The 24,785-nt window shown below is 62.4% G+C and carries 21 protein-coding genes; 12 read left to right on the top strand and 9 right to left on the bottom strand.

Annotated features, from left to right (window positions below; all coding sequences use genetic code 11):
* Positions 1–32: 32 nt before the first annotated feature.
* Positions 33–2,102, bottom strand: a complete 2,070-nt coding sequence (locus JNB89_RS27935) for an NAD(P)-binding protein (RefSeq protein ID WP_220364352.1) — start codon at positions 2,100–2,102, stop codon at positions 33–35.
* A gap of 97 nt (positions 2,103–2,199) precedes the next feature.
* On the opposite strand from JNB89_RS27935, the gene JNB89_RS27930 reads away from it, so the two are divergent.
* Positions 2,200–3,159: a LysR family transcriptional regulator gene (locus tag JNB89_RS27930; protein ID WP_220364351.1), complete on the top strand. Its 960-nt coding sequence runs from the start codon at positions 2,200–2,202 to the stop codon at positions 3,157–3,159.
* Between the two features lie 115 nt (positions 3,160–3,274).
* Here the strand turns inward: JNB89_RS27930 and JNB89_RS27925 are convergent, their stop codons facing one another.
* Positions 3,275–4,003 carry a YrzE family protein gene (locus JNB89_RS27925; protein WP_013341928.1) on the bottom strand — a complete coding sequence of 243 codons (729 nt, stop codon included), beginning with the start codon at positions 4,001–4,003 and terminating at the stop codon, positions 3,275–3,277.
* 105 nt (positions 4,004–4,108) lie between these two features.
* A complete protein-coding gene (locus JNB89_RS27920; RefSeq protein WP_220364350.1) occupies positions 4,109–5,014 on the bottom strand; it encodes a LysR family transcriptional regulator in 906 nt (301 codons plus the stop codon).
* A 153-nt stretch (positions 5,015–5,167) separates the two neighbouring features.
* On the opposite strand from JNB89_RS27920, the gene JNB89_RS27915 reads away from it, so the two are divergent.
* The 8 genes from JNB89_RS27915 (at position 5,168) to JNB89_RS27880 (ending at position 16,580) form a co-directional block, all read left to right on the top strand.
* Positions 5,168–6,196 carry a DUF1338 domain-containing protein gene (locus JNB89_RS27915; protein ID WP_220364349.1) on the top strand — a complete coding sequence of 343 codons (1,029 nt, stop codon included), beginning with the start codon at positions 5,168–5,170 and terminating at the stop codon, positions 6,194–6,196.
* A gap of 62 nt (positions 6,197–6,258) precedes the next feature.
* Positions 6,259–9,240, top strand: coding sequence for an FAD-binding and (Fe-S)-binding domain-containing protein (locus JNB89_RS27910; protein ID WP_220364375.1), 2,982 nt, complete (start codon positions 6,259–6,261; stop codon positions 9,238–9,240).
* Between the two features lie 166 nt (positions 9,241–9,406).
* Positions 9,407–10,906, top strand: a complete 1,500-nt coding sequence (gene amaB / locus JNB89_RS27905; RefSeq protein ID WP_013341924.1) for an L-piperidine-6-carboxylate dehydrogenase — start codon at positions 9,407–9,409, stop codon at positions 10,904–10,906.
* 150 nt (positions 10,907–11,056) lie between these two features.
* Positions 11,057–12,229, top strand: a complete 1,173-nt coding sequence (locus JNB89_RS27900; RefSeq protein ID WP_220364348.1) for an NAD(P)/FAD-dependent oxidoreductase — start codon at positions 11,057–11,059, stop codon at positions 12,227–12,229.
* 180 nt (positions 12,230–12,409) lie between these two features.
* Positions 12,410–13,621 (top strand): PLP-dependent aminotransferase family protein, encoded by a 1,212-nt coding sequence (locus JNB89_RS27895; RefSeq protein ID WP_220364347.1) that lies wholly within the window; start codon positions 12,410–12,412, stop codon positions 13,619–13,621.
* Positions 13,622–14,034: 413 nt separating this feature from the next.
* A complete protein-coding gene (locus tag JNB89_RS27890) occupies positions 14,035–14,241 on the top strand; it encodes a hypothetical protein (protein WP_223216877.1) in 207 nt (68 codons plus the stop codon).
* 163 nt (positions 14,242–14,404) lie between these two features.
* Positions 14,405–14,578, top strand: a complete 174-nt coding sequence (locus JNB89_RS27885; RefSeq protein ID WP_013341911.1) for a hypothetical protein — start codon at positions 14,405–14,407, stop codon at positions 14,576–14,578.
* 859 nt (positions 14,579–15,437) lie between these two features.
* A complete protein-coding gene (locus JNB89_RS27880) occupies positions 15,438–16,580 on the top strand; it encodes a porin (protein ID WP_220364345.1) in 1,143 nt (380 codons plus the stop codon).
* 120 nt (positions 16,581–16,700) lie between these two features.
* Here the strand turns inward: JNB89_RS27880 and JNB89_RS27875 are convergent, their stop codons facing one another.
* From JNB89_RS27875 to JNB89_RS27860, 4 genes are all read right to left on the bottom strand, one after another.
* Positions 16,701–18,260 carry a methyl-accepting chemotaxis protein gene (locus JNB89_RS27875; protein ID WP_220364344.1) on the bottom strand — a complete coding sequence of 520 codons (1,560 nt, stop codon included), beginning with the start codon at positions 18,258–18,260 and terminating at the stop codon, positions 16,701–16,703.
* Between the two features lie 200 nt (positions 18,261–18,460).
* Positions 18,461–18,685 carry a hypothetical protein gene (locus JNB89_RS27870; RefSeq protein WP_013341907.1) on the bottom strand — a complete coding sequence of 75 codons (225 nt, stop codon included), beginning with the start codon at positions 18,683–18,685 and terminating at the stop codon, positions 18,461–18,463.
* Positions 18,686–18,976: 291 nt separating this feature from the next.
* A complete protein-coding gene (locus JNB89_RS27865; protein ID WP_013341906.1) occupies positions 18,977–19,180 on the bottom strand; it encodes a cold-shock protein in 204 nt (67 codons plus the stop codon).
* 305 nt (positions 19,181–19,485) lie between these two features.
* Entirely contained in the window at positions 19,486–20,121 is a 636-nt protein-coding gene (locus JNB89_RS27860; RefSeq protein WP_220364343.1) for a LysE family translocator, read from the bottom strand.
* 314 nt (positions 20,122–20,435) lie between these two features.
* Here JNB89_RS27860 and JNB89_RS27855 point away from each other — a divergent pair, with 314 nt between their 5' ends.
* A complete protein-coding gene (locus tag JNB89_RS27855; protein ID WP_220364342.1) occupies positions 20,436–20,702 on the top strand; it encodes an H-NS family nucleoid-associated regulatory protein in 267 nt (88 codons plus the stop codon).
* A gap of 180 nt (positions 20,703–20,882) precedes the next feature.
* Complete coding sequence (locus tag JNB89_RS27850) at positions 20,883–22,130, top strand: serine hydrolase (protein WP_220364341.1); 1,248 nt, start codon at positions 20,883–20,885, stop codon at positions 22,128–22,130.
* Between the two features lie 138 nt (positions 22,131–22,268).
* Here the strand turns inward: JNB89_RS27850 and pcaG are convergent, their stop codons facing one another.
* Positions 22,269–22,856, bottom strand: a complete 588-nt coding sequence (gene pcaG / locus JNB89_RS27845) for a protocatechuate 3,4-dioxygenase subunit alpha (protein ID WP_220364340.1) — start codon at positions 22,854–22,856, stop codon at positions 22,269–22,271.
* Positions 22,857–22,859: 3 nt separating this feature from the next.
* Positions 22,860–23,564 carry a protocatechuate 3,4-dioxygenase subunit beta gene (pcaH, locus tag JNB89_RS27840; RefSeq protein ID WP_220364339.1) on the bottom strand — a complete coding sequence of 235 codons (705 nt, stop codon included), beginning with the start codon at positions 23,562–23,564 and terminating at the stop codon, positions 22,860–22,862.
* A gap of 107 nt (positions 23,565–23,671) precedes the next feature.
* Between pcaH and pcaQ the strand changes: the two genes are divergently transcribed.
* Positions 23,672–24,670, top strand: a complete 999-nt coding sequence (gene pcaQ / locus JNB89_RS27835; RefSeq protein WP_220364338.1) for a pca operon transcription factor PcaQ — start codon at positions 23,672–23,674, stop codon at positions 24,668–24,670.
* Positions 24,671–24,785: the final 115 nt, after the last annotated feature.

Here is a 24,785-nt window from a genome sequence, read left to right as displayed (position 1 = left end):
TAAAGGCAGAGAGCCGTGCGCCAGGGTTTAACCTAGATCGCCACACACAACCGATACGCATCGTAGATCGCCGTGTGAATGTCGCGCGAGGCCACGGCGTCGCCGATCCGGTATAGATGAAACTGCCCGCCGCCATTCGCGCTCTGCAAGACCGGCTGCGCCGCCCCGCGCGCGAAGGCCGCCAGGTCCATCTGACCGTCGTTCACCGAATGCGCGCGCGCCGCTTCGAAGAGATCGTCCACGGCTATCGTCCCGCGTTCGACCACTACATGCTCTGCCTCCATTTGCACGAGTTCGCCGGTTAGCTGGTGTCTGAAGATCGCGCGCAATACGCCCGCGTCGCCGCGTTGCACCTCGATCAGTTCGACGTGTGTGCGCACCGGCAACCGCCACTTCTCGAGATTGCGCATCCACACGAGGTCGTCGCCTTTGCCGCCGGTTTCCTGCGCGGGCAGCGCGTCGAGCACGGCGAGGCGCACCTCGAGTCCCGCCTCGAGTCCCGCCGACATGTAGCGCTCGGCGCACAGATACGCGTTGTGGCGCCCAGTGCCGTCATAGACGACGACACGCCCCGCTCGTGGCGGCGTGGCCGTCAGCGCGTCGGTGACCGAGAGGCACCACTGGCCGCCCGCCAGTCCGCCCAGATCGGGAATGCCGCCCGTTGCCACGATCGTCACGTCGGGTCGCGCTTCGAGCACATCGTCGAGTTCCGCGTAGTGGTTATAGCGGACTTCGACGCCAAGGCGCACGAGTTCGCCGAGACGCCAGTCCACAATCCCGATCAGGTCCTTGCGCCAGCTTCCGGACGCCGCAAGCAGGAGTTGTCCACCGGCGCGATCGGCCGCTTCGAGCAGCGTCACGCGGTGGCCGCGGCTCGCGCAAACGCGCGCCGCTTCGAGCCCCGCCGGTCCTGCGCCGACAACCAGCACCTTGCGCGGCGTCGCGCTCGGCACGATGGCGTGCGGCAAATAGGTTTCGCGCGCGGTCGCCGGATTGTGGATGCAGGTGGCCTTCGCATTGCGGCAATGCAAGCCGCCCACGCACGGCCGCGCGGCTTCTTCGCGTCCGTTTTCTATGAGCCGCACAAGATGCGGCTCCGCGATATGCGCGCGCGTCATGCCGACCATGTCAACGAGGCCCTCACGGATCGCATGGCGCGCGGTGGCGAGATCGGCGATCTTCGCGGCGTGAAAGACCGGTAGCCGCACAGCGCGCCTGAACGCGGCGGCTTTCGCAAGCCACGGCGCGGACGGCATGAACATGCCCGGCATGCTGTTGACGATGAGCGACATCTTTGTGTCCATACGCCCATAGACCACGTTGAAAAAGTCGAAAAGGCCGCTTTGCTCGAGAATGCGCGCCATTTCAAGACTCTCTTCGAAGCTGCAGCCGTCTTCGAGCGCAAAGCGCAGGCCGACGGGGTACTCGTTGCCGACCTCCTTGCGGATCGCCTCGTGGACCTCGAGCGCAAAACGGCAGCGGTTCGCGGCCGAACCGCCGTAGCGGTCGCTGCGCAAGTTGACGGTCGGATCGAGAAACTGCCCGATCAGATGGCCGCCGGCGTGTGTTTCGAGACCGTCCAGTCCGCCTTGCATGCAGCGTTTCGCGGCGCGTGCAAAGTCGCTGACAATGCGCGCGATGTCATGCGTGCCGATCGCTTGCGGGATCGCGCGATGCAGCGTCTCGCGGCGCGCCGAGGGCGCGAGCATCGGCAACCACGGTTCGGCATACGGGTCGCCCCGCCGGCCCAGATGCGTGATCTGACACATCAGCGCGGCGCCGTGCGCGTGCACGCGTTCGGAAAAGCGCTGCAGATGCGGCACGACTGCGTCGACGCCCATGTTGATCTGTTGGAACGTGTTGGGACTGTCTATGCTCACGTTCGACGATCCGCCGAACATCGTCAGGCCAATGCCCCCGCGCGCCTTTTCCTCGTGATAGCGTTGGTAGGCTTCCTGCGGGAATTCCCCTTCAATGAGACGGCTTGCGTGACTCGTGCTCATGACGCGGTTTTTCAGCACGAGCTGCTTGATGGTCAGCGGTTGCAGCAGCGGGTCGGAAGAAGCGGCGGGGCGCGTGTCGTCCGCGGTGGGCAAGGTCATGTCGGCACTCTCTAAACGGTCTGCCGACAACGCTAAGGGTGCCCTCGAAGCGCGTCAATTTACATCTTCGTCAACGTGAATTACATGGTGTTAGCCGATGGCACTTCGACTTCCGTCGCTTCAGGCGCTGCACGTTTTCGAGGCGGCGGCGCGCCACCTGAGCCTCACGCGCGCGGCGCATGAACTGAATGTCACGCCGGTGGCGGTGAGCCGCATGGTGGCGCGCCTCGAAGACGCACTCGGCTTCAAGCTGTTCGCACGCACGAAGACAGGGCTTGCTCTCACCGACGAGGGAGCAAAGCTGCAACAGGCAGTGGCCTCCGGTTTCGGCCTCGTGAGCGACACCATCCACGAACTCAAGAGCCGCCAGCAGGAGAACGAGACGGTCACGCTCTCAGTGTCCAGCGGCTTTGCCGCGCAGTGGCTGCTGCCGCGTCACCCGCGCTTCCAGGCTGCGTTCCCGGCAGTGAATCTACGTCTGCAAGTCATGGCGACCAGGCTCTATGGTCCGCTCGACGGCGCCGATCTCGGCATTCGCCTGCACAAGCCCGGGTCGGCGAGCGACGCGTTGTTCTTTTGCCCCGAGGTGATCATTGCCGTATGCAGTCCAGACTATCTTGCCGAACGCGGTTCGCTCGACGCACTGCGTCAAACGGCTGACGGCACGTGCGGCCACACGCTGATCCACCTCGAGCCGACCACGCATACGTGGGCCGACTATTTTGCCGTGACGGGACTTGCGAACGGGGCAGGTGCGAAACATGTCAGCTATTCGGATGCGGGCCTGGCGTTGCAGGCGGCCATGCTAGGGCATGGCGTGATGCTGGGTTGGCTGCTGGCCGTCGCCGCGCCGCTGAATGCCGGTACGGTCGTTCCGGCGTCGCGACGCATCGTCGAGACGGGCTGCAATTATGTGCTTGAATGCCGCAGCCGCGAGCCGTCACGCGCTACGCGCGAGGTGGCGCAGTGGCTTATCGACGAAATGCGCGTCGAACTGGAGAACGTCGAAACCATTCTCGCTTCAGCAGAGGGCGTGCAAACTCGCGCGCCGGTTTGAGCATGGCGACGCGCTGCTTCACCTCTTCGGCGTGCACCGCGCCCAAGGGTTGCGTGTAGCAGCGAACGGCAGGCGGCCCCGCGCGGGCCGCTTGCCGTGTCATGGTTAGCCGCGCTCAGGCTCTGCTGCGCGGCGAAACAACGCGGTTGTGTCCCGGAACCGCGGTGCGGCCGACGCCCGAGCCGCCACTTTCTTCAACCGGCGGCTGATGCCGGAAGCCTGCATTGCCCGATACGATGGCGATAATCGCGCCGACAACCAACGCCGCGAACGAGAACCAGCTTGCGCGCGCCACGCCGCGCGCGGCGGCGTCCGCGGTTTCGCGCACCTGCTGTCCGGCTTCGGGGCTCGACGCCATCGAAGTTGCCGATGCAAGCGCCGACTGCATCTGCTGCTTGGCGGTATCGACCACCGAGTTGGTGCCACCGGCCTGGTTGCCCGCCGTGGCGCCGACCTGCGCGCCCACTTGCGCACCAGTCGCTGCGACGCTGCCCGCCGTGCTCACCGCGCCGGTGATGACGGAAGTCATCCCATACACGATGAAAAGCGTCATCACCGCCCAGGCCAGCAGGCCGTGCAGCCAGCCGAGCACGGGTGCGCAACGTCCTGCGTAGTACGAACCGACGAACACCGCCAGCACCGTCGTCACGATCACCCACACGCCCGAGCCGAAGCCGAAGCCGTGCAGCGGATCCGGTTTGGACATCGGCGCGAGCAGCGATGCGCCGATGGCCGTGCCGAGCACGCTCATGATCAGATAGACGATCATCGAAAGAATCACGCCCGCGAAAATCGGGCCCCATGACAGCCGAGGCAGGCCGTCTTGTGTGGTGAGCAGTTTCATGGTGTCTCCTGCAAGAGAGAGGAACAGGTCGCCTGTGCCGCGCACGTCGCCCGGCCTCTGCGCTTGCGCAAGCGCCATGCCGTGAACCGCCTGCAAGCCCTTGTATCAGCGGGGGCGCGCGTTGTATGCGGCGGCTTGCTCGAGCAGCCATGTCCTGAACAGTTCCAGCGGCTTGCCGTGACTGAGTTCGGTCGGGTAGACCAGGTAGTAAGCGGATTCTTCGACCGCGGTGGCGGCGAATGGAATCACGAGGCCCCGTTGCGGGAGTTGTTCGTCGACGAAAAACTTGGGCACGAGCGCAATGCCGAGCCCTGCGGCGGCCGCGCTGATCAGCATGGAATGCAGTTCGTAGCGCACGCCGTGCATCGTGGCGCTGTCTTCCACGCCGAGATTCGCAAACCAGCGCGACCAGGCGTCGGGACGCGTGGTCGAGTGAAGCAGCGGGTAGTTCAGCAATTCCTGCGGCTTGCGGACCGTCTTCGCAAGCAGCGACGGCGAGCACACCGGCACCACTTCCTCGCCGAACAGATAGTCGGACGAGGTGCCCGGCCATGTCGGCTTGCCATAGTGAATGGCGGCTTCGAAATGCGACTCCTCGAAAGAGAACAGGTCCGTGCGGATGCCCATGTTGATGCGCACGTCCGGGTTGCGGTCGTTGAAGTCCTTCATGCGCGGAATCAACCATTGCGACGCAAAGGTGGGCAGCACCGCAAGCTCCAGATAGCCGCCGCCGCTGCCGTGCGCAATGATGGAGAGCGTGTCGCGATCCAGATTCTCCAGCGCGCGGCGCACCTGGGTGCCGTACAGGCGCCCCGCGCGAGTGAGCATCACACGCTGCTTCGAACGAACGAAAAGGCGCACGCCGAGATTCGATTCGAGCGTTGCGACTTGCCGCGAGATCGCGCTTTCGGTGAGGAACAGCTCTTTCGCCGCATGCGTGAAGCTTTCGTGCCGCGCGGCGGCTTCAAAGGCCAGCAGCGCGCTCATGTTGGGAATCTTGAACTTACGCATGTTTGTTCCGGAAAGTCATCAAGTGACAATTTAATCTCGCTTTACGCGGCTCGCAACAGTTTGAATAATGCTGTTTACGTAAGGTCGGCCGCCATGACGGCTCGCTAGAACCCCCCATTCCCGTTGCGGCGCCGCGCCGCGAGAGACGAGCAAATGCGCAATTCGAACGTTGAACGCCTGTTGTTGAAGCTGCTGGGTCCGGCAAAAACGGAGTCGCTTTTCACGACGTTGAAGTTTCCAACTGCACTGGCAGACTGGGAAGACGGCACCGTCACCCGCGCCGAACTCGCGCAGGCAATGAACATGGCGTTGTTCGAGGACCTGTTGGAGCGTTCGCCCAATGGCCGCGCCTACACGAGCGACGCAATCGCAAACGGCGGCTCGGTCTATTTCGACCACGGCGCGCTGCGCACCGTGCGTTGGGAGCACAACGGCGCACTGCCGCCGGGCGAGGCCGCGTTTACCCGAATCCTGCGTCCGCTCGGCTTCAGGCTGAATGGCCGCTATCCGCTCGACAAGCTGGGCATGACGGGCCGCGCTTACGCGCATGAAGACGCGCCCGACGAAATCGCGCAGTTCTTCGTGAGCGAACTGCATCCCGAGCGCTTCTCCGCCGAATTCCAGCAGGCCGTGACGAACGTGGTCGGTTCGTCGAAAGATCCGCTGACGCCGCTCGCGGTCGCGCAGCTCTGGGAGCTGGAGCGCGAGGGCTCGCTGCCTATCGACGCCGCGCACGCGCTACTGCCGGTGATTGTCGGCGCGTTCGCGCGTCAGCACGATGTGCCTGACGAGGCGGACTATGAAGTGCTGTTGCGCGAATCCGCGGAAATGGCGTGGATTTCCACCGAAGGCAATGCGTTCAATCACGCGACCGACCGCGTGGAAGATGTGTTCACGCTGTCGGACGAAGAGAAGAGCAAGGGCCGGCCCATGAAGCCGGAAGTGGAGCGCTCGCGTTCCGGCCGCGTGTTCCAGACGGCGTATCGCGCGGACACCGTCGAGCGCCAGTTCCGCTCGGTGGCCGGCAAGCTCGTCACGCGCAAGGTTCCCGGTTCGTTCTACGAGTTCATTACGCGCAAGCGCACGTTCGATCAGGCGTCGCGTAGCTGGGTGACCGACCTGCGCTTCGACGCCGGCAACGCGCAGGGCATTTTCAAAATGACCGCGAACGCGGCGCAGTAGAGGTGAAAAAGCCGGTGGAAAATGCGGCAACAGACGCGGTTGAGGACGCCGTGGGCCAGGCTGTGAACGATGCGCCGGCGCATGCAGCGAAGCGGGCCGCGCCGTTCGAAGCAAGCGCGCGCCTGCTGCAACGGGTCGAGGCCGATCTGCGCGCCGGGCTGCGCGGCGAAGTGCGCTTCGACGCCGGCTCGAAAGCGCTGTACGCGTCGGATGCGTCGAACTATCGGCAGATTCCGTTGGGCGTCGTCGTGCCCGCCGATGTGAACGATCTCGTCGCAGCGCTCGAAGTGTGCCGCCGCCACGACGTGCCGTTTCTGACGCGAGGCGGCGGTACGTCGCAAAACGGGCAGTGCGTGAACGTTGCGGTGGTGGCGGACACGAGCAAGTACGTGAACCGCGTCGTCAGCATCGATCCGCAAGGCAAAACCGCTATCGTCGAGCCGGGCGTGATTTGCGACACGCTGCGCGATGCGGCAGAACAGCATGGCCTCACGTTTGCGCCCGACCCTGCCACGCACAGCCGTTGCACGCTCGGCGGAATGATCGCGAACAACTCATGCGGCGCGCATTCGGTAATGGGCGGCAAGACCGTTGAGAATATCGAGGCGTTGGAAATCGCCACGTACGACGGGGCGCGCTTCTGGGTCGGACCGACCAGCGAAGCGCAACTGCAAGCGATTATCGCGAGAGGCGGGCGCCAGGGCGAGATTTACGCGAAGTTGCGTGACTTGCGCGAGCGCTACGCCGAGCGCATTCGCGCTGAGTTCCCGCAAATCAGGCGGCGCGTTTCCGGCTTCAATCTCGATCAGTTGTTGCCGGAAAACGGCTTTAACGTTGCGCGTGCGCTCGTGGGCACCGAGGGCACCTGCGCGGTCACGCTGCAGGCCAAGGTGCGCCTCGTGCGCAGCCCGGCGTCTCGTGTGCTGCTCGTGCTCGGTTTCAGCGACATCTACACCGCTGCGGACGCCGTGCCGCACTTCAACCGTTTTTCGCCAATTGCCATTGAAGGTCTGGACCGCGCGATCATTCGCGGTTTGCAGGCGCGCGGCCTGAAGCGCGACGAAATCGCGCTGCTGCCCGGAGGCGACGCGTGGGTCGTCCTCGAATTCGGCGCTGACACTGTGCCCGAGGCGCTCGCGCAGGCGCATGAGGCAGACGCGTATTTCAAGTCCGGCGCGGCGGGCATGGAGATCAGCGGCCTCGTCGTCGAAGAAATGCCGCAGCAGCAGAAGATCTGGTCGATACGCGAAACGGGCGCATCGGCGGTGGCGCTGTCGGTCGACCCGTCGAAGCCGGACCCGATTGTCGGCTGGGAGGACGCGGCAGTCGATCCGTTGCGACTCGGCGATTATCTGCGCAAGTTTCAGGCGCTCGTCGACCGCTTCGGTTACGAGACGTGTCTGTACGGTCATTTCGGCGACGGCTGCGTGCACGCGCGCATCACGTTCGACATACGCAGCGCCGAAGGCGTCGGCAAATGGCGCAGTTTTCTGCGCGAGGCGGCGCAACTGGTGGTCGATTTCGGCGGCTCGCTATCTGGCGAACATGGCGACGGCCAGGCCAAGGCCGAATTCCTGCCCATCATGTATGGCCCGGAAATCATGCGGGCGATGGAAGAGTTCAAGGCAATCTGGGACCCGCACAATCGCCTGAATCCGGGCAAGGTAGTTCATGCCTACCGCGCCGACGAAAACCTGCGCATGGGGCCGGCCTACAAGCCGGTCACGCTCACCACCAGGCTTGCGTTCGCGAGCCCCGAGGGCGACGGCATGCAGCGTGCGGTGGAACGCTGCATCGGCATGGGCAAGTGCCGTTCTCTCGAGGGCGGCACCATGTGCCCGAGCTTTCGCGCGACGCGCGAGGAAAAATTTTCGACGCGTGGCCGCGCGCATCTCTTCTGGGAAATGCTTCAGGGCGAGGTGGTCAAGGACGGCTGGAACAGCGTCGAAGTCAAGGAAGCACTGGACACATGCCTCGCATGCAAGGGCTGCAAGTCCGATTGCCCGACGCATACCGACATGGCCTCGTACAAGGCGGAATTCCTGTCGCATTACTACGAGCAGCACCGTCGGCCACGCCAGGCCATGTTCATGGGTCGCATCGGCCAATGGGCGCCGTTAGCGAGTCGCTTTGCATGGCTAACTAATTTTATCACGTCGGCGGAACCACTGGCGCATGCCAGCAAGTGGGTCGCGGGCGTGGCTGCCGAGCGGCATCTGCCGGTATTCGCGCCGCGCCCTTTCCGCGCTATCGCGAGGCGTCGTGCGGCCGCAGGCAGCGCCGTTGCGAGCGAACCTTCGCGCAAGGTCATTCTGTGGGTCGACACATTCAACGAGCACTTCTCGCCGGACATTGCGACGGCCGCGCTCGACGTGCTGACTCGCATCGGCTACCACGTGGTCTTGCCGCGCAAGCGTCTTTGCTGTGGGCGGCCGCTGTACGACTACGGTCTGCTGGACGAAGCGCGCGCCCTGCTGCGCAGCGCCGTGGATGAACTCGCCGACGACATTCGCGCCGGCGTGCCGATAGTCGGACTGGAACCGGGCTGCCTGTCCGTCTTCAAAGACGAACTGCTGAAGCAGCTTCCCAACGATCCGGATGCACGAAAGCTGTCGGATCAAACCTTCCTGTTTTCGGATTTCGTCGCGCGCGCCGAGTTCGACTGGCCGAAACTCGACGCGGCAGTGGTGGTGCACGGCCATTGTCATCAGAAGTCGATCTTCGGCATGAAGGGCGACACGGCCCTGCTCGACAAACTCGGCGTGCGGTGGTCGCTGCTCGACACCGGCTGTTGCGGCATGGCCGGCTCGTTCGGTTTCAACGCCGACCACTACGACCTGTCGATGAAGATCGCCGAAGACAAGCTGTTGCCGCTCGTGCGCAACGCGCCCTCTGCGGCGATCGTGGTGACCAATGGCTTTAGCTGTCGCGAGCAGATTCAGCACGGCGCGGGCAGGCAGTCGGTGCATATTGCGCAGTTGGCCATGCAGGCGCTCAGTCAGGCGCTCAGTCAGGCGACGGGCGACGCTGACAACGCCCATTAAATCACTGCCGTTGCACGCCCTATGGGCGCCGCTTTTCCGATCAGAAATACCGCTCGAGCTTCATGCGGCCAGCGCAGCACGTTTGTTATTGCCGCCAAAAACCCGGGCGTGTATAGTTTCCGAACGTACCAAAATTTCGTATTGGAAATTCAAAGAGGTCTCAATCGTGAAAGCATCGACCATTCTCTCCGAGCTCGGCATTTCCCACCTCGCGGAAGCGGGCGACATCGCCGTTCATTCGCCGATCAACGGTGAACTGATTGGCCGCGTCGCGAGCAAGACGGTTGCCGACGTCGACGCCGCACTCGCCAACGCGCAAAAGGCTTACGCAAGCTGGCGCAACGTGCCGGCGCCGCGCCGCGGAGAGTTGGTGCGCCTGCTCGGCAACAAACTGCGCGAGCAGAAGCACGCGCTTGGCAGCATCATTACGCTCGAGACCGGCAAGATTCTTCAGGAAGGCCTCGGCGAAGTTCAGGAAATGATCGACATCTGCGATTTCGCGGTCGGTCTGTCGCGTCAGCTTTATGGCCTGACGATCGCATCCGAGCGCCCAGGTCATCGTATGGCTGAGACCTGGCATCCGATGGGCGTGTGCACCGTGATTTCCGCCTTCAACTTTCCGGCTGCCGTATGGTCGTGGAATGCGGCGCTTGCGCTCGTGTGCGGCAATGCGGTGATCTGGAAGCCGTCGGAAAAAACGCCGCTCACCGCGCTCGCGGTAGACAAGATTCTGCAAGACGCGTTAAAGGAGTTCGGCGACGCGCCTGAAGGCCTCACGTGTGTGGTCAACGGTGGCCGCGAGGTCGGCGCGAAGCTGGTTGCCGACCCGCGCTCGAATATCGTTAGCGCGACGGGCAGCACGGAAATGGGCCGCACCGTCGGCGTGGAAGTGGCGCGCCGCTTTGGCCGCTCGATCCTCGAACTCGGCGGCAATAACGCGGGTATCGTTTCCGGCACCGCCGATCTCGAACTGGCGCTGCGCGGCATCGTGTTTTCGGCGGTCGGCACGGCAGGTCAGCGCTGCACGTCGCTGCGCCGGCTGTTCGTTCACGAAAGTGTCTACGACAAAGCCGTCGAACGTTTGAAGACGCTCTACAGCAAGGTGGTGATCGGCAATCCGCTCGAACAGGGCGTGCTGATGGGACCGCTGATCGACGAGCAGTCGTTCAACCGCATGCAGGCGGCGCTGGAGCAGGCGAAGAGCGAAGGCGGCAAGGTGTTCGGCGGCGAGCGTCACACGGTTGCGGGCCATGAGAAGGCTTTCTATGTCCGGCCGGCCATTGTCGAAATGCCTTCGCAAACGCCGGTGGTGCTGAAGGAAACCTTCGCACCGATTCTTTACGTGCTGAAGTACAGCGACTTCAACGAAGCAATAGACGGCAACAACGCCGCCGTGCACGGTCTTTCGTCGTGCGTGTTTACAACGGACCTGCGTGAAGCCGAACGATTCCTCTCGGCCTCGGGCAGCGACTGCGGTATTGCCAACGTGAACATCGGACCGAGCGGCGCCGAAATTGGCGGCGCGTTCGGCGGCGAAAAAGAAACCGGCGGCGGGCGCGAATCGGGCTCGGATTCGTGGAAGGCCTATATGCGCCGCGCAACCAATACGGTCAACTATTCGTCGGCTCTGCCGCTCGCGCAGGGTATCGATTTCAACATCGGCTAGGCCTATTGCGCTGCGTAGCGACGGCCGTTGCAAGACGGCCGTTTTTTTCAGGCATTGTGCTTGTGCGGGCGTGCAAGACAACGTGGGTTACGCAGTGGCGGTGGGCGCCTTATTGCCAACCGTCCGGTCATGAGCCATATGGAGCAAGTCGTGAGTTCTCGAGTCGTTATTGTTGGCGGCGGGGTTATCGGCAGTTCTATCGCTTACTTCTTGCGGGCTTCTGACCCGAGCGTTTCGGTCACGGTGATCGAGCGGGACCCCACCTATGCGAAGTCGTCGTCGGCCTTGTCGGCCGCTTCCATCCGGCAGCAGTTTTCCACGCCGCTGTCGGTTCAGATGTCGCTGTACGGTATCGAATTCCTGCGCAATATCGGCGAGCTGCTCGAAGTCGACGGCAACCGGCCGTCGATTGATCTGCACGAAGGCGGCTATCTGTTTCTCGCCACCCCCGCAGGGGATGCAACGCTGCGCGAGAATCACGCGCTGCAAAAGAGCCTTGGCGCAGACATCAATCTGCTGGATCAGCAGGCGCTGAAGGCCAGGTTCCCGTGGCTCAATGTCGAGGACCTGGTGTCCGGCGCATTCGGTGAGAGCGGCGAAGGGTGGTTCGACGGTTATGGACTCGTGCAGGCACTGCGCAAGAAAGCACAGTCGCTCGGCGCGCGTTACGTCGCGGCGGAAGTCACGGGTGTGGTTCGCGAGGGCCGCAAGGTCACACACGTGACTGCCGGCAACGGCGAACGCCATGCATGCGATACGGTGGTGAACGCCGCCGGTGCGTGGGCGCGCAAGATCGCCGCGATGATGGACATCGACATTCCGGTGTTCGCCCGCCGCCGCAGCATTTTCAATGTGTCTTCGCCGGCGCGGCTCGACGCTTGTCCGCTGCTGATCGATCCGAGCGGCGTGTACTTTCGCCCCGAAGGGAAGACTTATATTTGCGGCACCTCGCCGCAGGCGGACAACGATCCAGACGATCTGCCGCTCGACGAGGTCGACCACGCTCTTTTCGACGACGTCATCTGGCCGACGCTCGCGCACCGTGTGCCTCAATTCGAGGCGCTGCGTGTGGAGAACTGCTGGTCTGGCTATTACGAGTACAACGTGTTCGACCACAACGCAATTATCGGCTATCACCCGCAAGTCGATAACTGCGTGTTTGCCAACGGTTATAGCGGCCATGGTTTGCAGCAAGGTCCGGCGACCGGCCGCGGCGTGAGCGAGCTGATTCTCAACGGGCGCTATGTGTCGCTCGATCTGTCTTCGCTAAGCTGGCAGCGCTTGCTGGAAAATCGGCCGATTGTGGAAAAGAACGTGGTTTAGAGCGTGGTTCGATCTGCATGGAACGAGCATGCGGAGCCCGGCTGTTGCCGGGCTTTTTCTTTTGCCGGCCATGCGCTTGATGACGAAACCGCACTACGTAGTGCATAGATATCGTTTGCTGCGGTCATAACCGCTCACCACAATGAGCGTTTGTATGCCCGGCTCTCAGCTAACCACGACATGTACGAATTTACTGCTCCTTTTCAGAGCCCCTCTGGCTCCCCGATTCGCGAACTTTTCAAATACCTCGCCGAGCCGGGCATGATTTCGTTTGCGGGCGGTTATCCTGCCAGCGATCTTTTCGATGTCGACGGCCTACAGCAAGCCTCGGCTCGCGCGTACCAGGACACGAGCCAGTGTCTTCAATATGGACCCACCGACGGTTTGCCGCGCCTGAAGCATGAGCTTATCAACCTGATGGCGCGTCGCGGTGTGCCATGCGCGCCCCGCGAGATGGTCGTCACGACGGGATCGCAGCAGGGGCTCGACCTGTTGCTTCGCGTGTTGTTGAATCCGGGCGATGTCGCGCTAACCGAACAGCCGGCGTATCCCGCTACGCTTCAGGCACTCAGGCTTCAGCAGGCGAACATCGTGACGATACCTGTCGATGCTCACGGTCTCGACGTCGACTATCTCGCCACGCTTCTTGCCTCCGGTACGGTCGCGCACCCCAAGCTGCTCTATACGGTTCCCACGTTTGCGAACCCCACGGGGGCGACCATTACACGCGAGCGCCGCATCGCGCTGCTGAAGCTGGCGGTGCAATACGAATTTGTCCTTGTCGAAGACGACCCCTACGGCGACCTGCGTTTTTCCGGCGAAACGGTTCCTTCCATTCTGTCTCTTGCCGCTGAAGTGCCTGGCTCGCGCGACTGGGTTGTCCATTTCGCTAGCCTCTCGAAGATTGTCGCGCCCGGCCTGCGCGTAGGCTGGACAATCGCGCCGGCAGAAATCGCGCGGCGTTGCGTGATCGCGAAGCAAACTGTCGACCTTTGCAGCGCGCCGTGGACCCAAGCCATTGCCGCCGAATACCTCGCGGACGGCGCGCTCGAACGACACCTGCCACGTATCGCCGCAATGTACGGGCGCAAATGCGAAGCGCTGTGCGACGCACTGCAGTTGCAGCTTGGGGATGCTCTGCAGTTTCATCGGCCCGAGGGCGGCATGTTCGTCTGGGCCCGTCTGAATGCAGCGGGCAGCGGCAGCGCCAGTGGTATGGACGCCTCCGCGCTTTTGCAACGCGCGATCGAAAACAAGGTCATGTTCGTGCCCGGCAACGCGTTTTTCGCGGACAAGGTCGATGCCGCGTCGCTGCGGCTGTCGTTTGCCGCGCCAGGCATTGCCGATATTGAAGAAGGCGTAAGGCGTCTGAAGCGCGCATACGGCGCATAGCTGCTCCGAGATGATCTGCACAGCGAGGCGGGCGATCGTTATCGCCCTTCCCGGGTCGAGTCCAGCTTTCGTCTGCCGATCGTGCTTGTCAAGGAGGCGAACCGGCTCCTGCTAACGCCATAGCGTGCCACTCGGAGGCTACGTTTTGCGCGCGCCCTCGTCGGTCTCGTCGGCCGCCCAGCCGCTCACCCTCGCCCGTCCCACCAATTCCCAGCCCCCAGTCCCCTGACCGCACGACGGCGATAAGACCGATCAGGGGCGATCAGGGCGATCATCGGTCAACACCCGGCGTGCGACCTTGTCCTTAAAACTCGCCGTTAAGCGCAAACCAGGCGCCTCGACAATCGCCACGCCCGCCGTGGCACGCGCATTGCTCATGGTCCGCGCCCACACCAATCAAAACGACAATGACCATGCGACACGACCAGCCCGCTACTGACTTCACGCAGCCCGAACCGATTCTTGCAGCGCCGCTTTCGGGCGTTGTCGAGCGAGCGCCGCAGCGCCCGCTGCGACTGCTCGCGCGGGTCACATTCTGCTTTGCGTGGCTGTTCGGACTGGAGCCTTTCCTGACAGGCGCCGTCAACGATTCCCCGGCACCGGGAGAGGAACGTCGTTAGACGCGCCTGCCCAGCGCAGACGCTTGAAATTCGCACCGCGCACGCAGGCATTTTCTACATTGGACGATCAGGGCTCTTGCCTGACGGCTGCACAAGCCGTCCCCGGCAGGAATAGCGGTTGCGCCGGAGGAGGTGGGAACATCCCCTTCTCAGGAGCCTCGTCATGCAAACCGACCCCACGATTGACCCCGTAGCCGACCCGTCGAACGAGCCGCTGGACGCGCCCGAAGACCAGCCGCGTCCGCTACCCGGCACGCCGCCCGACACCGATCCGCTCGCGCCCGGCAGTTCTCCGGAAGACGAAGACGCCCTTGGGCAGTCCCAAAAGCAGTCCTAGTTCAGCGAGGCGCCTTGCCGGAATTAGGGAAACTACGCGTGAAAAGACGAACGGCCGTGCCGTTAATGTAGATGGAAGGCTGTTCGATGCATTGCCGTCCGCTTTCAGCACCGGGTGAGTCACGCGGCGGTCGGCGCCGCAGATTACCTCCGGACACGCCCGTGCTGAAGGCTTCACCCTATGAGTAGCATCGAAATAAGTGGATGCGGCGCCTTTGCCGCAATCGCGCGAAAAGCCGCCTGAAGGGCGGCTTTTATTTTGCGGGAGAAAGCCGGCTGATCTCGGCATCCGCAAGCGAGGGCTGTCATCCGATCATTGTCACCGTTATGCAGCGCATCAGGCCCGAGATCGCGAACAACGGCGATAAGCCAATCGATGAATTCGTCAAATGCGACAATATCCGGCTAATTGAGTTCCACAATTTTTAAAATAATTAATCGCGCGATTCTGTATCGCGTGTCTGCCTAATTAATAAGCAACGTTCGGCCGCCTCGTCCATTTTTCAACCCGCAGAATTACTTCACGGCTATTACGAGCTGTTGCATTCGCGCAACCAAAGTTATTGATAAGTTGCAAATTAATTATGTCTCACGCAAACGCCGCCTCTGTCCCTTTTTGCGTTTTTCTCTAAGAATTCAGCAACTTACTCGCCCTCGCCGTCGGATTATTGCCGATCCTGCAAGACCGTGTTGCGAGAATTGCTCGCGCGACTATTAGGGTGTCCCCCTACACTCACGCTTCGTTCAGAGGGTGCCCGGCCGTACCGGCAAGGTTCGGCGATAGGGCGGCGGCACGTGCTCGTGCTGTCGAGGCTGGTCCCGCTCCCCTCGCGAAAATTTATCGAACAGGAGTCCCACGCATGAAAAAGAGTCTCATCGTCGTTGCGGTTGCCGCATCGTTCGCTTCCGTCGCTCACGCACAAAGCAGCGTCACCCTGTACGGTCTGCTGGACGCAGGCGTGACCTACACGAGCAACGTTGCTCACAGCTCCAAGTGGGCAGCTGGCAGCGGCGGCATCGACCAGAGCCGCTTCGGTCTGCGCGGCTCGGAAGACCTGGGCAACGGCCTGAAGGCAATCTTCACGTTGGAAAGCGGTTTTAACGTCAACAACGGCCGCTTCGCGAACAACAACGGCATGTTCAACCGTCAGGCATTCGTCGGTCTGTCGAGCGCGCAATTCGGTACCGTCACGCTGGGCCGTCAATACGACGCAGCGCAAGACTTCCTGGCACCGCTGACCGCAACGGGCAGCTGGGGCGGCACGTACTTCGCGCACCCGTTCAACAACGACAACCTGAACACGAACGGCGGCTTCGCGGTTAACAACTCGGTCAAGTACACGAGCGCTAACTACGCTGGCTTCACGTTCGGCGGCACGTACGGCTTCTCGAACCAGGCTGGCGCATTCGCAAACAATCGCGAATACAGCTTGGGCGCTGCATACCAGTGGCAAGGTCTGCGTTTGGGTGCTGCTTACGCGCAGCAGAACAACCCGGGCGCAACGAACGCAGCTGGCACGGCTAGCAACGGCGGCGCTTCGGACGGCGCATTCGCTGGTCTGACGGGCAACTTCCGTCAGCGTGAATTCGGCGCGGCTGGTTCGTACTCGTTCGGCCCGGCTACGGTTGGCCTGGCATGGACGCAATCGCGTATCGACAACGTTACCGGCCTTCAGCAATCGCTGCGTGCCAACAACTACGAAGTCAACGGCAAGTACAACCTGACCCCGGCTCTGGGCCTGGGCGTTGCTTACACGTTCACGGACGGCAAGGGCTACGGCGTTGCTGCGAACGGCGGTTCGACCTCGGTGCGTTACCACCAGATCGGCCTGCAGGCTGACTACGCTCTGTCGCGCCGCACGGACGTCTACGCTCAAGCCGTGTACCAGCACGCAATGGGCGACGGCGGCGTCGCTTCGATCTACAGCGGCGACATCACGCAAGCTCCGTCGTCGTCGAAGAACCAGACGGCTGCTACGGTCGGTCTGCGTCACCGCTTCTAAGCTTCAGCAGAAGCTGCTTGTTGTAGAGAAAGGTGCCCCTCGGGGCACCTTTTTTTTGCTTTCGCGAAAGGTGCGTCACTGCACCTCGACGCGCGGCGAGTCGCCGTTCCGCTGCCCGGATCAGGCCGGTTGTTCGACCTTGAACACGGCGACGGCCTCGCGCAACTGCTCGGTCTGCTCGTCGAGCGAACCGGCGGCGGCCGCTGCCTGCTCGACCAGTGCCGCGTTGCGCTGGGTGACGTCGTCCATCTGGCGGATCGCGAGATTCACTTCGCCAATGCCGGAGCTCTGCTCCTTGGACGCCGCCGAAATTTCATTCATGATCGCCGTGACGCGGCGCACTGCCTCGACCACTTCGCCGATCGTGCTGCCCGCGCGGCCGGCCAGCGTCGAGCCTTCGCCGACCTGCTCGACGGACTGGTCGATCAGCACCTTGATTTCCTTGGCTGCCGTCGCGCTGCGCTGCGCGAGATTGCGGACTTCGCCCGCGACGACCGCAAAACCGCGGCCTTCCTCGCCGGCGCGCGCGGCTTCTACGGCGGCATTGAGCGCAAGAATGTTGGTCTGGAACGCAATGCCCTCGATCACGTTGATGATCTCGCCGATCTTGCGCGAACTCTCGGTAATGCCGGCCATTTTTTCGACGACGTCGTTGACCACTTCGCCGCCGCGCGCAGCGATGCTCGACGCGTCTTTAGCCAGATCGGAAGCCGTTGCGGCGTTGTCGGCGTTCTGCGTGACGGTTTTGGTCAGTTCGTCCATGCTGGCGGCGGTCTGCTGCAACGACGCCGCCTGCTCTTCGGTGCGGCTCGACAGGTCGAGATTGCCGGCGGCAATTTCCTTGGAAGCGACGGTGATCGTCTCGGCGGAAGTCTTGATGCGTGCGACGGTGGCTGCGAGTTGATCGCGCATTTCGCGCAGCGAGAACAGCAGACTTGTGGTGTCGCCGCGGCGCAGGTCGATGGGTGTAGCCAGGTCGCCGCGAGCGATCCGCATGGCGATCTGCGCGGCCGCGGACGGCTCGCCGCCGATCGAGCGCGACACATTGCTCACCACGCGCGACGCGACGAACGACACGAGCACGCCCAGCACCAGCAGCATGCCGCCTGAGCGCAGCAATGTCTCGTAGAACTGCGCCTGGATGTCGTCCATGTAGGCGCCTGCAATGAAGTCCCAGTTCCACGGCGCAAAGCGCTTCACGTAGCCGATTTTTTCGCTCGGCTTCGTCTCGCCGGGCTTCGGCCACCAGTAGCGCAGATAGCCGGAGCCCGCCGCGGAGCCGCCCGCTGCGGCGATCTCGTGATAGAGCGCGTTGCCCTTCGCGTCGCGAAAGCCGCTCATGTCCTTGCCGTTGAGTTTGGGGCTCATCGGGTGAGCGATCATCACCGAGTCGCCGCGTACGATCGTCACGTAGCCCGACGTGCCGTAACGCTGCGCGTTGACGCGGGCGATGGCCTGCTGCTTGGCTTCGTCGACGGAGAGCTTGCCGGCCTCCGCCTTCTTCGCGTAGTCCGCGACAATCGAGGCGGCCATGTCGGTGACGTCCGCAAGAGCCGCGCGGCGCGCGTCCAGTTGCGCGCTACGTGCATCGAGCGCGTTGACGATGGTTACGATCAGCAGCGCTGCCCAGCAAAGCAGCAGGGGCACCCACAACTTCTGTTTCAGTGTCAGACGGTTCATTATCGGATTCGACAGTGCGTTGGACGCGAAAAATAGGGTGCGCGGGCGGGGCCGCGCCATAGTTCGCATAACGGCTGTCGAGGCCGATTCTTTATCCGCGTGCCGAGAAAACGGGCAGCGGAGCGAGCGGTTGCGCTCGCCGTGCGCTGGTAAAGAGCGTCAAAAGCGCAGAACGGCGCACTATGACGCTTCTGTATGCGTCAACCGCGCGTATCGACCCACTCGTGGGCCCAGCGTGCGGAATGCTGCAGGGCCTGTTCTTCGTCGGCGAAGTAGTCGAGCGAGTAGAACTGGTAGAGACCCTCGCAGCGCGCGCTATCGGCGCGTTCGAGCAACAGGTTGGACGAAAACGTACCGTCGGGCAAACGGTGCGCCGAAGGTTTGACGGCATAGCCGTTGTAATGATGAATATGTTTGTTTTGCATTTTGAATTTTAATGATGTGCGGGCGCGCGCCGCCGTGCGAACTTTCAATGAGTCGCGCGGACGAGCCGATTCAAAGCCATTGCGAGCCGAATCAGAACGCAGCCGGAGAGCTAAAAAGGCGTTGAAGCCGAAAGGGGGATGAGGTGCAACGAGGCGTTTGGCGCTCGGGCGAATTGCGAATACCACCGCAACTCTGAAGCGGTCGCGCGCCAACTGTGGGAGATGAAACTCCGCGAGGATGTCGCTGCAGCCCGATGTCCGATGCCGGACACCGAGCCCTTCATGCTTTGCTTAGAGCGGCGTGATGTTGGCCGCTTGCAGACCCTTCGGGCCCTGCTTGGTCTCGAAGCTCACCTTTTGGTTTTCAGCGAGCGTCTTGAAGCCATTGCCCTTGATTTCGGAGAAGTGCGCGAACAGGTCGTCGCCGCCCTTGTCCGGGGTGATGAAGCCAAAGCCTTTGCTGTCGTTGAACCACTTAACGGTACCGGTATCCATAAAGAACCCCTGAGAAAAGAAATAGAAGATGTGCTCTGCGAAAGAGCGGGAGAAGCGTCAAGGAGGGAGAGGACAACGAATACCGCTGAGGAGCGAGACATTGATGAACAGCAATCGAACTTCTTGAACTTCGGATGCCACAGTAACCGCTGCGGCACACCAGCGTCAACAATTAACTTGTAACTGTTCTGATGTGCCGCGCACCGCCAGTTCTGCCGTGGGTTTGCAAGATGGCCCCGTTTATGGGGCTATCCGGATGGCGGTTCGTATCGGGCTTTATGTCGTGGTTCAACTCGCTGTTCGGCTCAGATCCCCACCTTGTGCGCGGTCACGATCAGACGCAAGCCAAGTGCGGCGACCGCACTGGCGGCGACGCGGTCGATCCACGCTTTCCACTGCAGATAGATCTCGCGCGGACGCCGGCTCGAAAAGCACAACGCAACTATCGTGTACCAGCCGGCTTCAATGCAGAAAATTGCAGGCGGCAATGCGAAGTAGCACCACAGCGGCGGATGTTGCGGCAACAGCGCCGCGAAGATGCTGCCGTAGTAAACCGCCGTCTTGGGGTTGCTCAGTTGCGTGCTGAGGCCGACCCAGAAAGATTTACGCGGATTGGTGGAGGCACGTTGGCCCGCGTCGAATGCCAGCGGTTTAGCGGCGCCGCGCCAGATCTTCGAGGCCAGATAAACGAGGTAAAGTCCGCCGGCCACTTTCAGGCCGATATAAAGCCATTCGACGGTGGCAAGCAACGTGTACAAGCCGAGCAGTGCAATACCGCTAAAAAACACGCCGCCTATTCCCATGCCGAGCGCAGTGGCGAGGCCGTCCCCGCGCGAAAGACCAATGGCATTTCTAGCGACGATAACGAAGCTCGGTCCGGGACTCATTGCGCCCAATAGCAGCGCGGCAAGAATGGTGAGGATGGCGGTTGAGGCTGGCATGGTTGCGTCTCCTTGTTCTGACTATCGGCCTTCATTGCGGTCATTGTTTGGGAATGGACAACGTCATTGAAAGATAGCATGGGTGTCCCGCGTACACGCTGGCGGCAGCCGCAAATATTTGAATGCTAGAATCGCGCTCCATACGCTGAAGCTGCTTCGGAACACCGCAGCGCGGGGTGCAATTCGAGCAATCGCGGCGAATTCCCCAATACCCGGTGTCACTCATTCGGGAATAACAGAAAGGCTTCGCGTTCTTCCAGCCAGATCTTTTTTCTTTTCAATCGCAGGCACTATCAACTGCCACACCGTTACTTATGAAAGAGCGAGAAGAACAACAACGGCTGTTCGACCTCGACGGCAATGCACGCGAGCGCCTGATCGTGTGGATACGCCGGCGCATGGACGAATACGGCATCACGATAGAAGCACTCGCCGAGTCGATTGAAGCGGACGCCAGCGCGACGCGCGCGGTCATTTATCGCGATGCATTCGGTAATACGTGGGACGGACATGGCGAGAAACCTGACTGGCTGGCACGCGCCATTTACGCGGGGCAAAACATCGAGCACTTCCGCTGCTGAGCGCCGGCGGGTCACTGCAGTGCGCGCGCATGCCAGTTGCGCGCCGACTCGTTGGCAGTTTCGCGTTGATCGTGTGTGCGATCTCCATTAACATCTCCGCTCTTTTGCCGGTGGCGCGCTCGCTCGGTTCTCCTCCTCATTTTCGGCATTGAAGGCGCGCGCCACAGAACTGGAAGCTGCATGCCGTACCGTCGAGTCACTCCTTCATTGTCATTTCCTGTTTTCCATTTTGCTGCGTGGCTTCGCTGTGCCGCCGTGTTCGCGCTGTTGTGGCTGAACATCGGCTGGACGTTCGGGGCGGCTCACGAGCCTCCCCGGCAAGCGTCGGTTCGTGTGAGCCGCCATGTGTCGCCGCCGGTGCGGCACTTCTCGAAGGCGCAAGCGCGGACCGGGAGCAAGGCGAAGAAAGTTGCCAGGCACAAGGCGCGGCAGCGTGTCGCGCACAAGCGCAAACACATCACCGACACGGAGCGTCCGCTGCATGCAAGCAAGCTTGCGCCCAAAGCGCGCCGCCAGGCCGCACGCATTGTCCGCGAACCACGCGGTCCGAAGCACCCGGCGAGCGTGACCGTGCATCGGAAGCGGCAACCTGTAGCGGCCTCGCGTACGTCGGCCCATGGAGCGCACGCGGCGCATGCGAGACTTCGCCTGTTGCCGCGCTGCGGCTATACGCCGAAGTCGCGAGCATTGCTGCGCTCGCGTTCGGTGTTTGTGATCGACGAGCGAACGCAAACCGTGCTCACGGAAAAACAGGCCGACACGGTAATGCCTATTGCTTCGATATCCAAACTAATGACGGCAGTAGTGTCGCTCGACGCGAAACACGCGCTCGATGCGCCGCTCAACGTCACGGTTCAGGACCAGGATTTCGACAAGTTCACCGGATCGCGCCTGAGTGTGGGCTCGGTTCTGCCTCGCCACGACATGCTGCACATTGCGCTGATGTCGTCGGAGAATCGCGCGGCTGCCGCGTTGAGCCGCGATTACGCGGGCGGCAGGCCGGGCTTCGTGGCCGCGATGAATGCAAAGGCACGTGCGCTCGGCATGCGCCATACGCGGTTCGTGAACGGCACCGGCCTGTCGCCGCACAACGTGTCGACGGCGCGCGACCTCGCCAGGCTCGTGGCGGCAGCGAGCCGCTATCCGCTGATTCGCGCCTATTCGACAGACCGCGCTCAGCTGGTATTTCCCGGCGGCCGGCGCGCGAGCCTGAGTTATCACAACTCGAATGCGCTCGTGAGAGGGGGCGACCGCTCGATCGTGTTGCAGAAAACCGGCTTCATTAATGAAGCCGGGCACTGCGTCGTCGTGCGAATGATGGTGCACGGCCGACCCATCGACATTGTCGTGCTTGGCGCGCCAGGCCCGCGCGACCATCTTGCGGACGTAATCAGAATCCGCCGCTGGCTGGGTTGCTCGCTGAGGTGACGGCGGTCCGCTGTTGCAGCGAGTGCGAAAAAAAGCCCGCGCAAGGCGGGCTCAACTACCTGGAGTTTCGCGATCCAGTCGCTGGACGGATCGACTTGAGTGTAGATGAAAGCTACATGAAAGTGTGAGAAATCGGCGTTACAGGTCGAAAAACACCGTTTCCTTGTCGCCTTGCATATAGATGTCGAAGCGATACACGTTGGCTGCGTTCGGATCGCGGCGCGCAATGAGCGTATCGCGGCGATCAGCCGGCACTGTCGCCAATACGGGGTCTCGTTCGTTGGCTTGCGCTTCGTCCTCGAAGTAGATTCGCGTGAAAGCGTGCAGCAGCATGCCCCGCATCGTAACGATCACGTTCAGATGCGGCGCCTCGTCCGCACTCACGCGGCCAGGCTTGACCGTCTCCACGACGAAGCGCTTGTGCGGATCCGTGCCGGTGCCGACGCGCGCAAAGCCGCGAAAGCCCGTCTTCAGGATTTCCTCGCGCGATTCAGGGTAGTGGCCGTTCGCATCCACTTGCGACACTTCCAGCATCGCGTCGCTGATGACCTTGCCGTCCCCGTCGAACACCTGGCCGACAATCGCGATGTGTTCGCCGGCCGCCTCGCGGTCCGCGAGAACGGGCGTGAAGAGGCTCTTGAAGTCGAAGTCGTATTGCTGCGGGCACAGACCGTATGCGAAGTAGGGCCCAACCGTCTGCGAGGGCGTTTGCTTGAGAGTGGTCATGGCTTAGCGCTCCATCGGGGTTTCGTTGCGGCCGCGCAGCACGATGTCGAAGTCGTAGCCGAGCGCGTAGGACTCTTGCGTGGTGTCGAGCGAAAATTTAGCGATCAGCCGGTCGCGCGCGTGTTCGGGCGTCCCTTGGAAGATCGGATCGAACGCCAGCAGCGGGTCGCCGGGAAAATACATTTGCGTGACGAGCCGCGAGCCGAAATGCTCGCCGAACAGCGAGAAGTGAATGTGATTCGGACGCCAGGCGTTCGGATGATTACCCCACGGGTACGCGCCCGGCTTGATGGTCAGGAAACGGTAGCGGCCTTCGTTATCCGTCAGGCAGCGGCCGGCGCCGAGGAAGTTCGGATCGAGCGGCGCGTCGTGCTGATCGACCTTGTGCACATAACGGCCGGCGGCATTGGCCTGCCAGATTTCGACGAGCGTGTTGCGCACCGGGCGGCCGCCTTCGTCGAGCACGCGGCCCGTCACGATGATGCGTTCGCCAAGCGGCTCGCCGTTACGCACGGCGTTGCGCGTGAGGTCGTTGTCGAGCGCGCCGAGGTCTTCGGTGCCGTACACGGGCACGCGCTGGTCGCGCAGCTTTTCCTTCAGCGGAATCAACGGACGCGTCGGGCCGCGTTTGACCGACGAACCGTAGCTGGGAGAGATGTACTGGGGATGCGACGCGAAATCGCGCGCGCTGAGAAAGGAATCGTCCATCGATGTCTCCTTCGGGGATTGTGGGATACGGCGTTATGGCGAGACTTTATCCAAACTATCCGGTTATGAAAAATGACGTTTTGGCGTTTTTAATATAACCTCCCGTTATGCAACGAAGCCTCGCGGACAGCCGCGTCAAATTCCGTCATCTTCAGTGCTTTCTGGCCGTGGCCCAATTCGGGAGCGTCCAGCGGGCGGCTGGCAGCCTGTCGATCACCCAACCTGCCGTCTCGAAGACCGTCGCAGAACTGGAAGACATTCTCGGCGTGAAACTGTTCGAGCGCGGGCGCCACGGAGCCGTGCCGACGCGCGAAGGGCAACTGTTCATGCCGCATGCGAGCGCTTGCGTCAGCGCCTTGCGCCAGGGCGTCAATCTGCTCGCACGCGCAGAAGGCGCGGCCGCCGCGACGCTCGAGGTCGGCGTTCTGCCGACTGTCGCCGGCGCGTTGATACCGCCTGTCCTCAAGCGTTTTGCGTCGCTCTGGCCACGTGTAATCGTGCGTCTGGCAACGGGCGCAAACCCGGAATTGCTCGAGCGTCTGAAAGCGGGCACGATTGAATTCGCAATCGGGCGGCTAGCCGACCCTGAGCGAATGGTGGGGCTCAGCTTCGAGCAGTTGTTCAGCGAGCCGCTGGTCGCCGTCGTGCGGGCCGGGCATCCACTCGACGTAACGTCGGGCTTGCCGCCCGCTGCGTTGCAGGACTTCCCGGTGGTGTTGCCGCCGTTTGGCACGCTGATCCGGCAGTCAGCGGACAGTCTGCTGAGCGCGTGGGGCGTGCTGCCGCTGTCCGCGTTTGTCGAAGTGTTGTCGGTATCGACGGGGCGCGCGTTGACGCTCGAGAACGACGCCGTGTGGTTCGTGCCGTTGAGCGCGGTGGAGTACGAGTTGACGCACGGCATGTTCGTGCGTTTGCCTCTGCCGTTTGCTGGCACGGACGAACCGGTTGGCTTGATCCGGCGCTCCGATACCCAGCCTTCGCCGGTGGGTCGAGCGTTTATCGACGCGGTGCGGGAAGTCGCGCAAGCGAGGATGGCGGCAAGCGGCGGCAACGCCGCGGGCAAGGTAACGCGCAAGCGCGTGCGCGGCCGGACGCCGGCGAGCTGACAGAGCCACCGCGTTCACCCACGACCGGCGCCGCAACGCGGATCGTCGCTGTAGTGAACCATTCAGTACAAAATGAGGTTGCGAAGCTGGCGTGAGCCGGTGTAAAAACACGGTG

The sequence above is a fragment of the Paraburkholderia phenoliruptrix genome (genome assembly GCF_019511605.1).
GTDB classification, from domain to species: domain Bacteria; phylum Pseudomonadota; class Gammaproteobacteria; order Burkholderiales; family Burkholderiaceae; genus Paraburkholderia; species Paraburkholderia phenoliruptrix_A.
The sequence above is the reverse complement of the archived record's forward strand: the minus strand, read 5'-3'. Positions and strand labels throughout refer to the sequence as shown.

Excerpts from the sequence above, each read along its gene's own strand:
- JNB89_RS27935 (WP_220364352.1), bottom strand. The coding sequence starts at position 2,102 with ATGACCTTGCCCACCGCGGACGACACGCGCCCCGCCGCTTCTTCCGAC.
- JNB89_RS27865 (WP_013341906.1), bottom strand. The coding sequence starts at position 19,180 with ATGGATACCGGTACCGTTAAGTGGTTCAACGACAGCAAAGGCTTTGGC.
- pcaH (WP_220364339.1), bottom strand. The coding sequence starts at position 23,564 with ATGGACGATTCCTTTCTCAGCGCGCGCGATTTCGCGTCGCATCCCCAG.
- pcaQ (WP_220364338.1), top strand. The coding sequence starts at position 23,672 with ATGCAACGAAGCCTCGCGGACAGCCGCGTCAAATTCCGTCATCTTCAG.
- JNB89_RS27870 (WP_013341907.1), bottom strand. The coding sequence starts at position 18,685 with ATGCAAAACAAACATATTCATCATTACAACGGCTATGCCGTCAAACCT.
- JNB89_RS27915 (WP_220364349.1), top strand. The coding sequence starts at position 5,168 with ATGCGCAATTCGAACGTTGAACGCCTGTTGTTGAAGCTGCTGGGTCCG.
- JNB89_RS27860 (WP_220364343.1), bottom strand. The coding sequence starts at position 20,121 with ATGCCAGCCTCAACCGCCATCCTCACCATTCTTGCCGCGCTGCTATTG.
- JNB89_RS27925 (WP_013341928.1), bottom strand. The coding sequence starts at position 4,003 with ATGAAACTGCTCACCACACAAGACGGCCTGCCTCGGCTGTCATGGGGC.
- JNB89_RS27880 (WP_220364345.1), top strand. The coding sequence starts at position 15,438 with ATGAAAAAGAGTCTCATCGTCGTTGCGGTTGCCGCATCGTTCGCTTCC.
- JNB89_RS27920 (WP_220364350.1), bottom strand. The coding sequence starts at position 5,014 with ATGCGTAAGTTCAAGATTCCCAACATGAGCGCGCTGCTGGCCTTTGAA.
- JNB89_RS27885 (WP_013341911.1), top strand. The coding sequence starts at position 14,405 with ATGCAAACCGACCCCACGATTGACCCCGTAGCCGACCCGTCGAACGAG.
- JNB89_RS27890 (WP_223216877.1), top strand. The coding sequence starts at position 14,035 with ATGCGACACGACCAGCCCGCTACTGACTTCACGCAGCCCGAACCGATT.
- JNB89_RS27855 (WP_220364342.1), top strand. The coding sequence starts at position 20,436 with ATGAAAGAGCGAGAAGAACAACAACGGCTGTTCGACCTCGACGGCAAT.
- JNB89_RS27930 (WP_220364351.1), top strand. The coding sequence starts at position 2,200 with ATGGCACTTCGACTTCCGTCGCTTCAGGCGCTGCACGTTTTCGAGGCG.
- JNB89_RS27895 (WP_220364347.1), top strand. The coding sequence starts at position 12,410 with ATGTACGAATTTACTGCTCCTTTTCAGAGCCCCTCTGGCTCCCCGATT.
- JNB89_RS27850 (WP_220364341.1), top strand. The coding sequence starts at position 20,883 with ATGCCGTACCGTCGAGTCACTCCTTCATTGTCATTTCCTGTTTTCCAT.
- JNB89_RS27875 (WP_220364344.1), bottom strand. The coding sequence starts at position 18,260 with ATGAACCGTCTGACACTGAAACAGAAGTTGTGGGTGCCCCTGCTGCTT.
- pcaG (WP_220364340.1), bottom strand. The coding sequence starts at position 22,856 with ATGACCACTCTCAAGCAAACGCCCTCGCAGACGGTTGGGCCCTACTTC.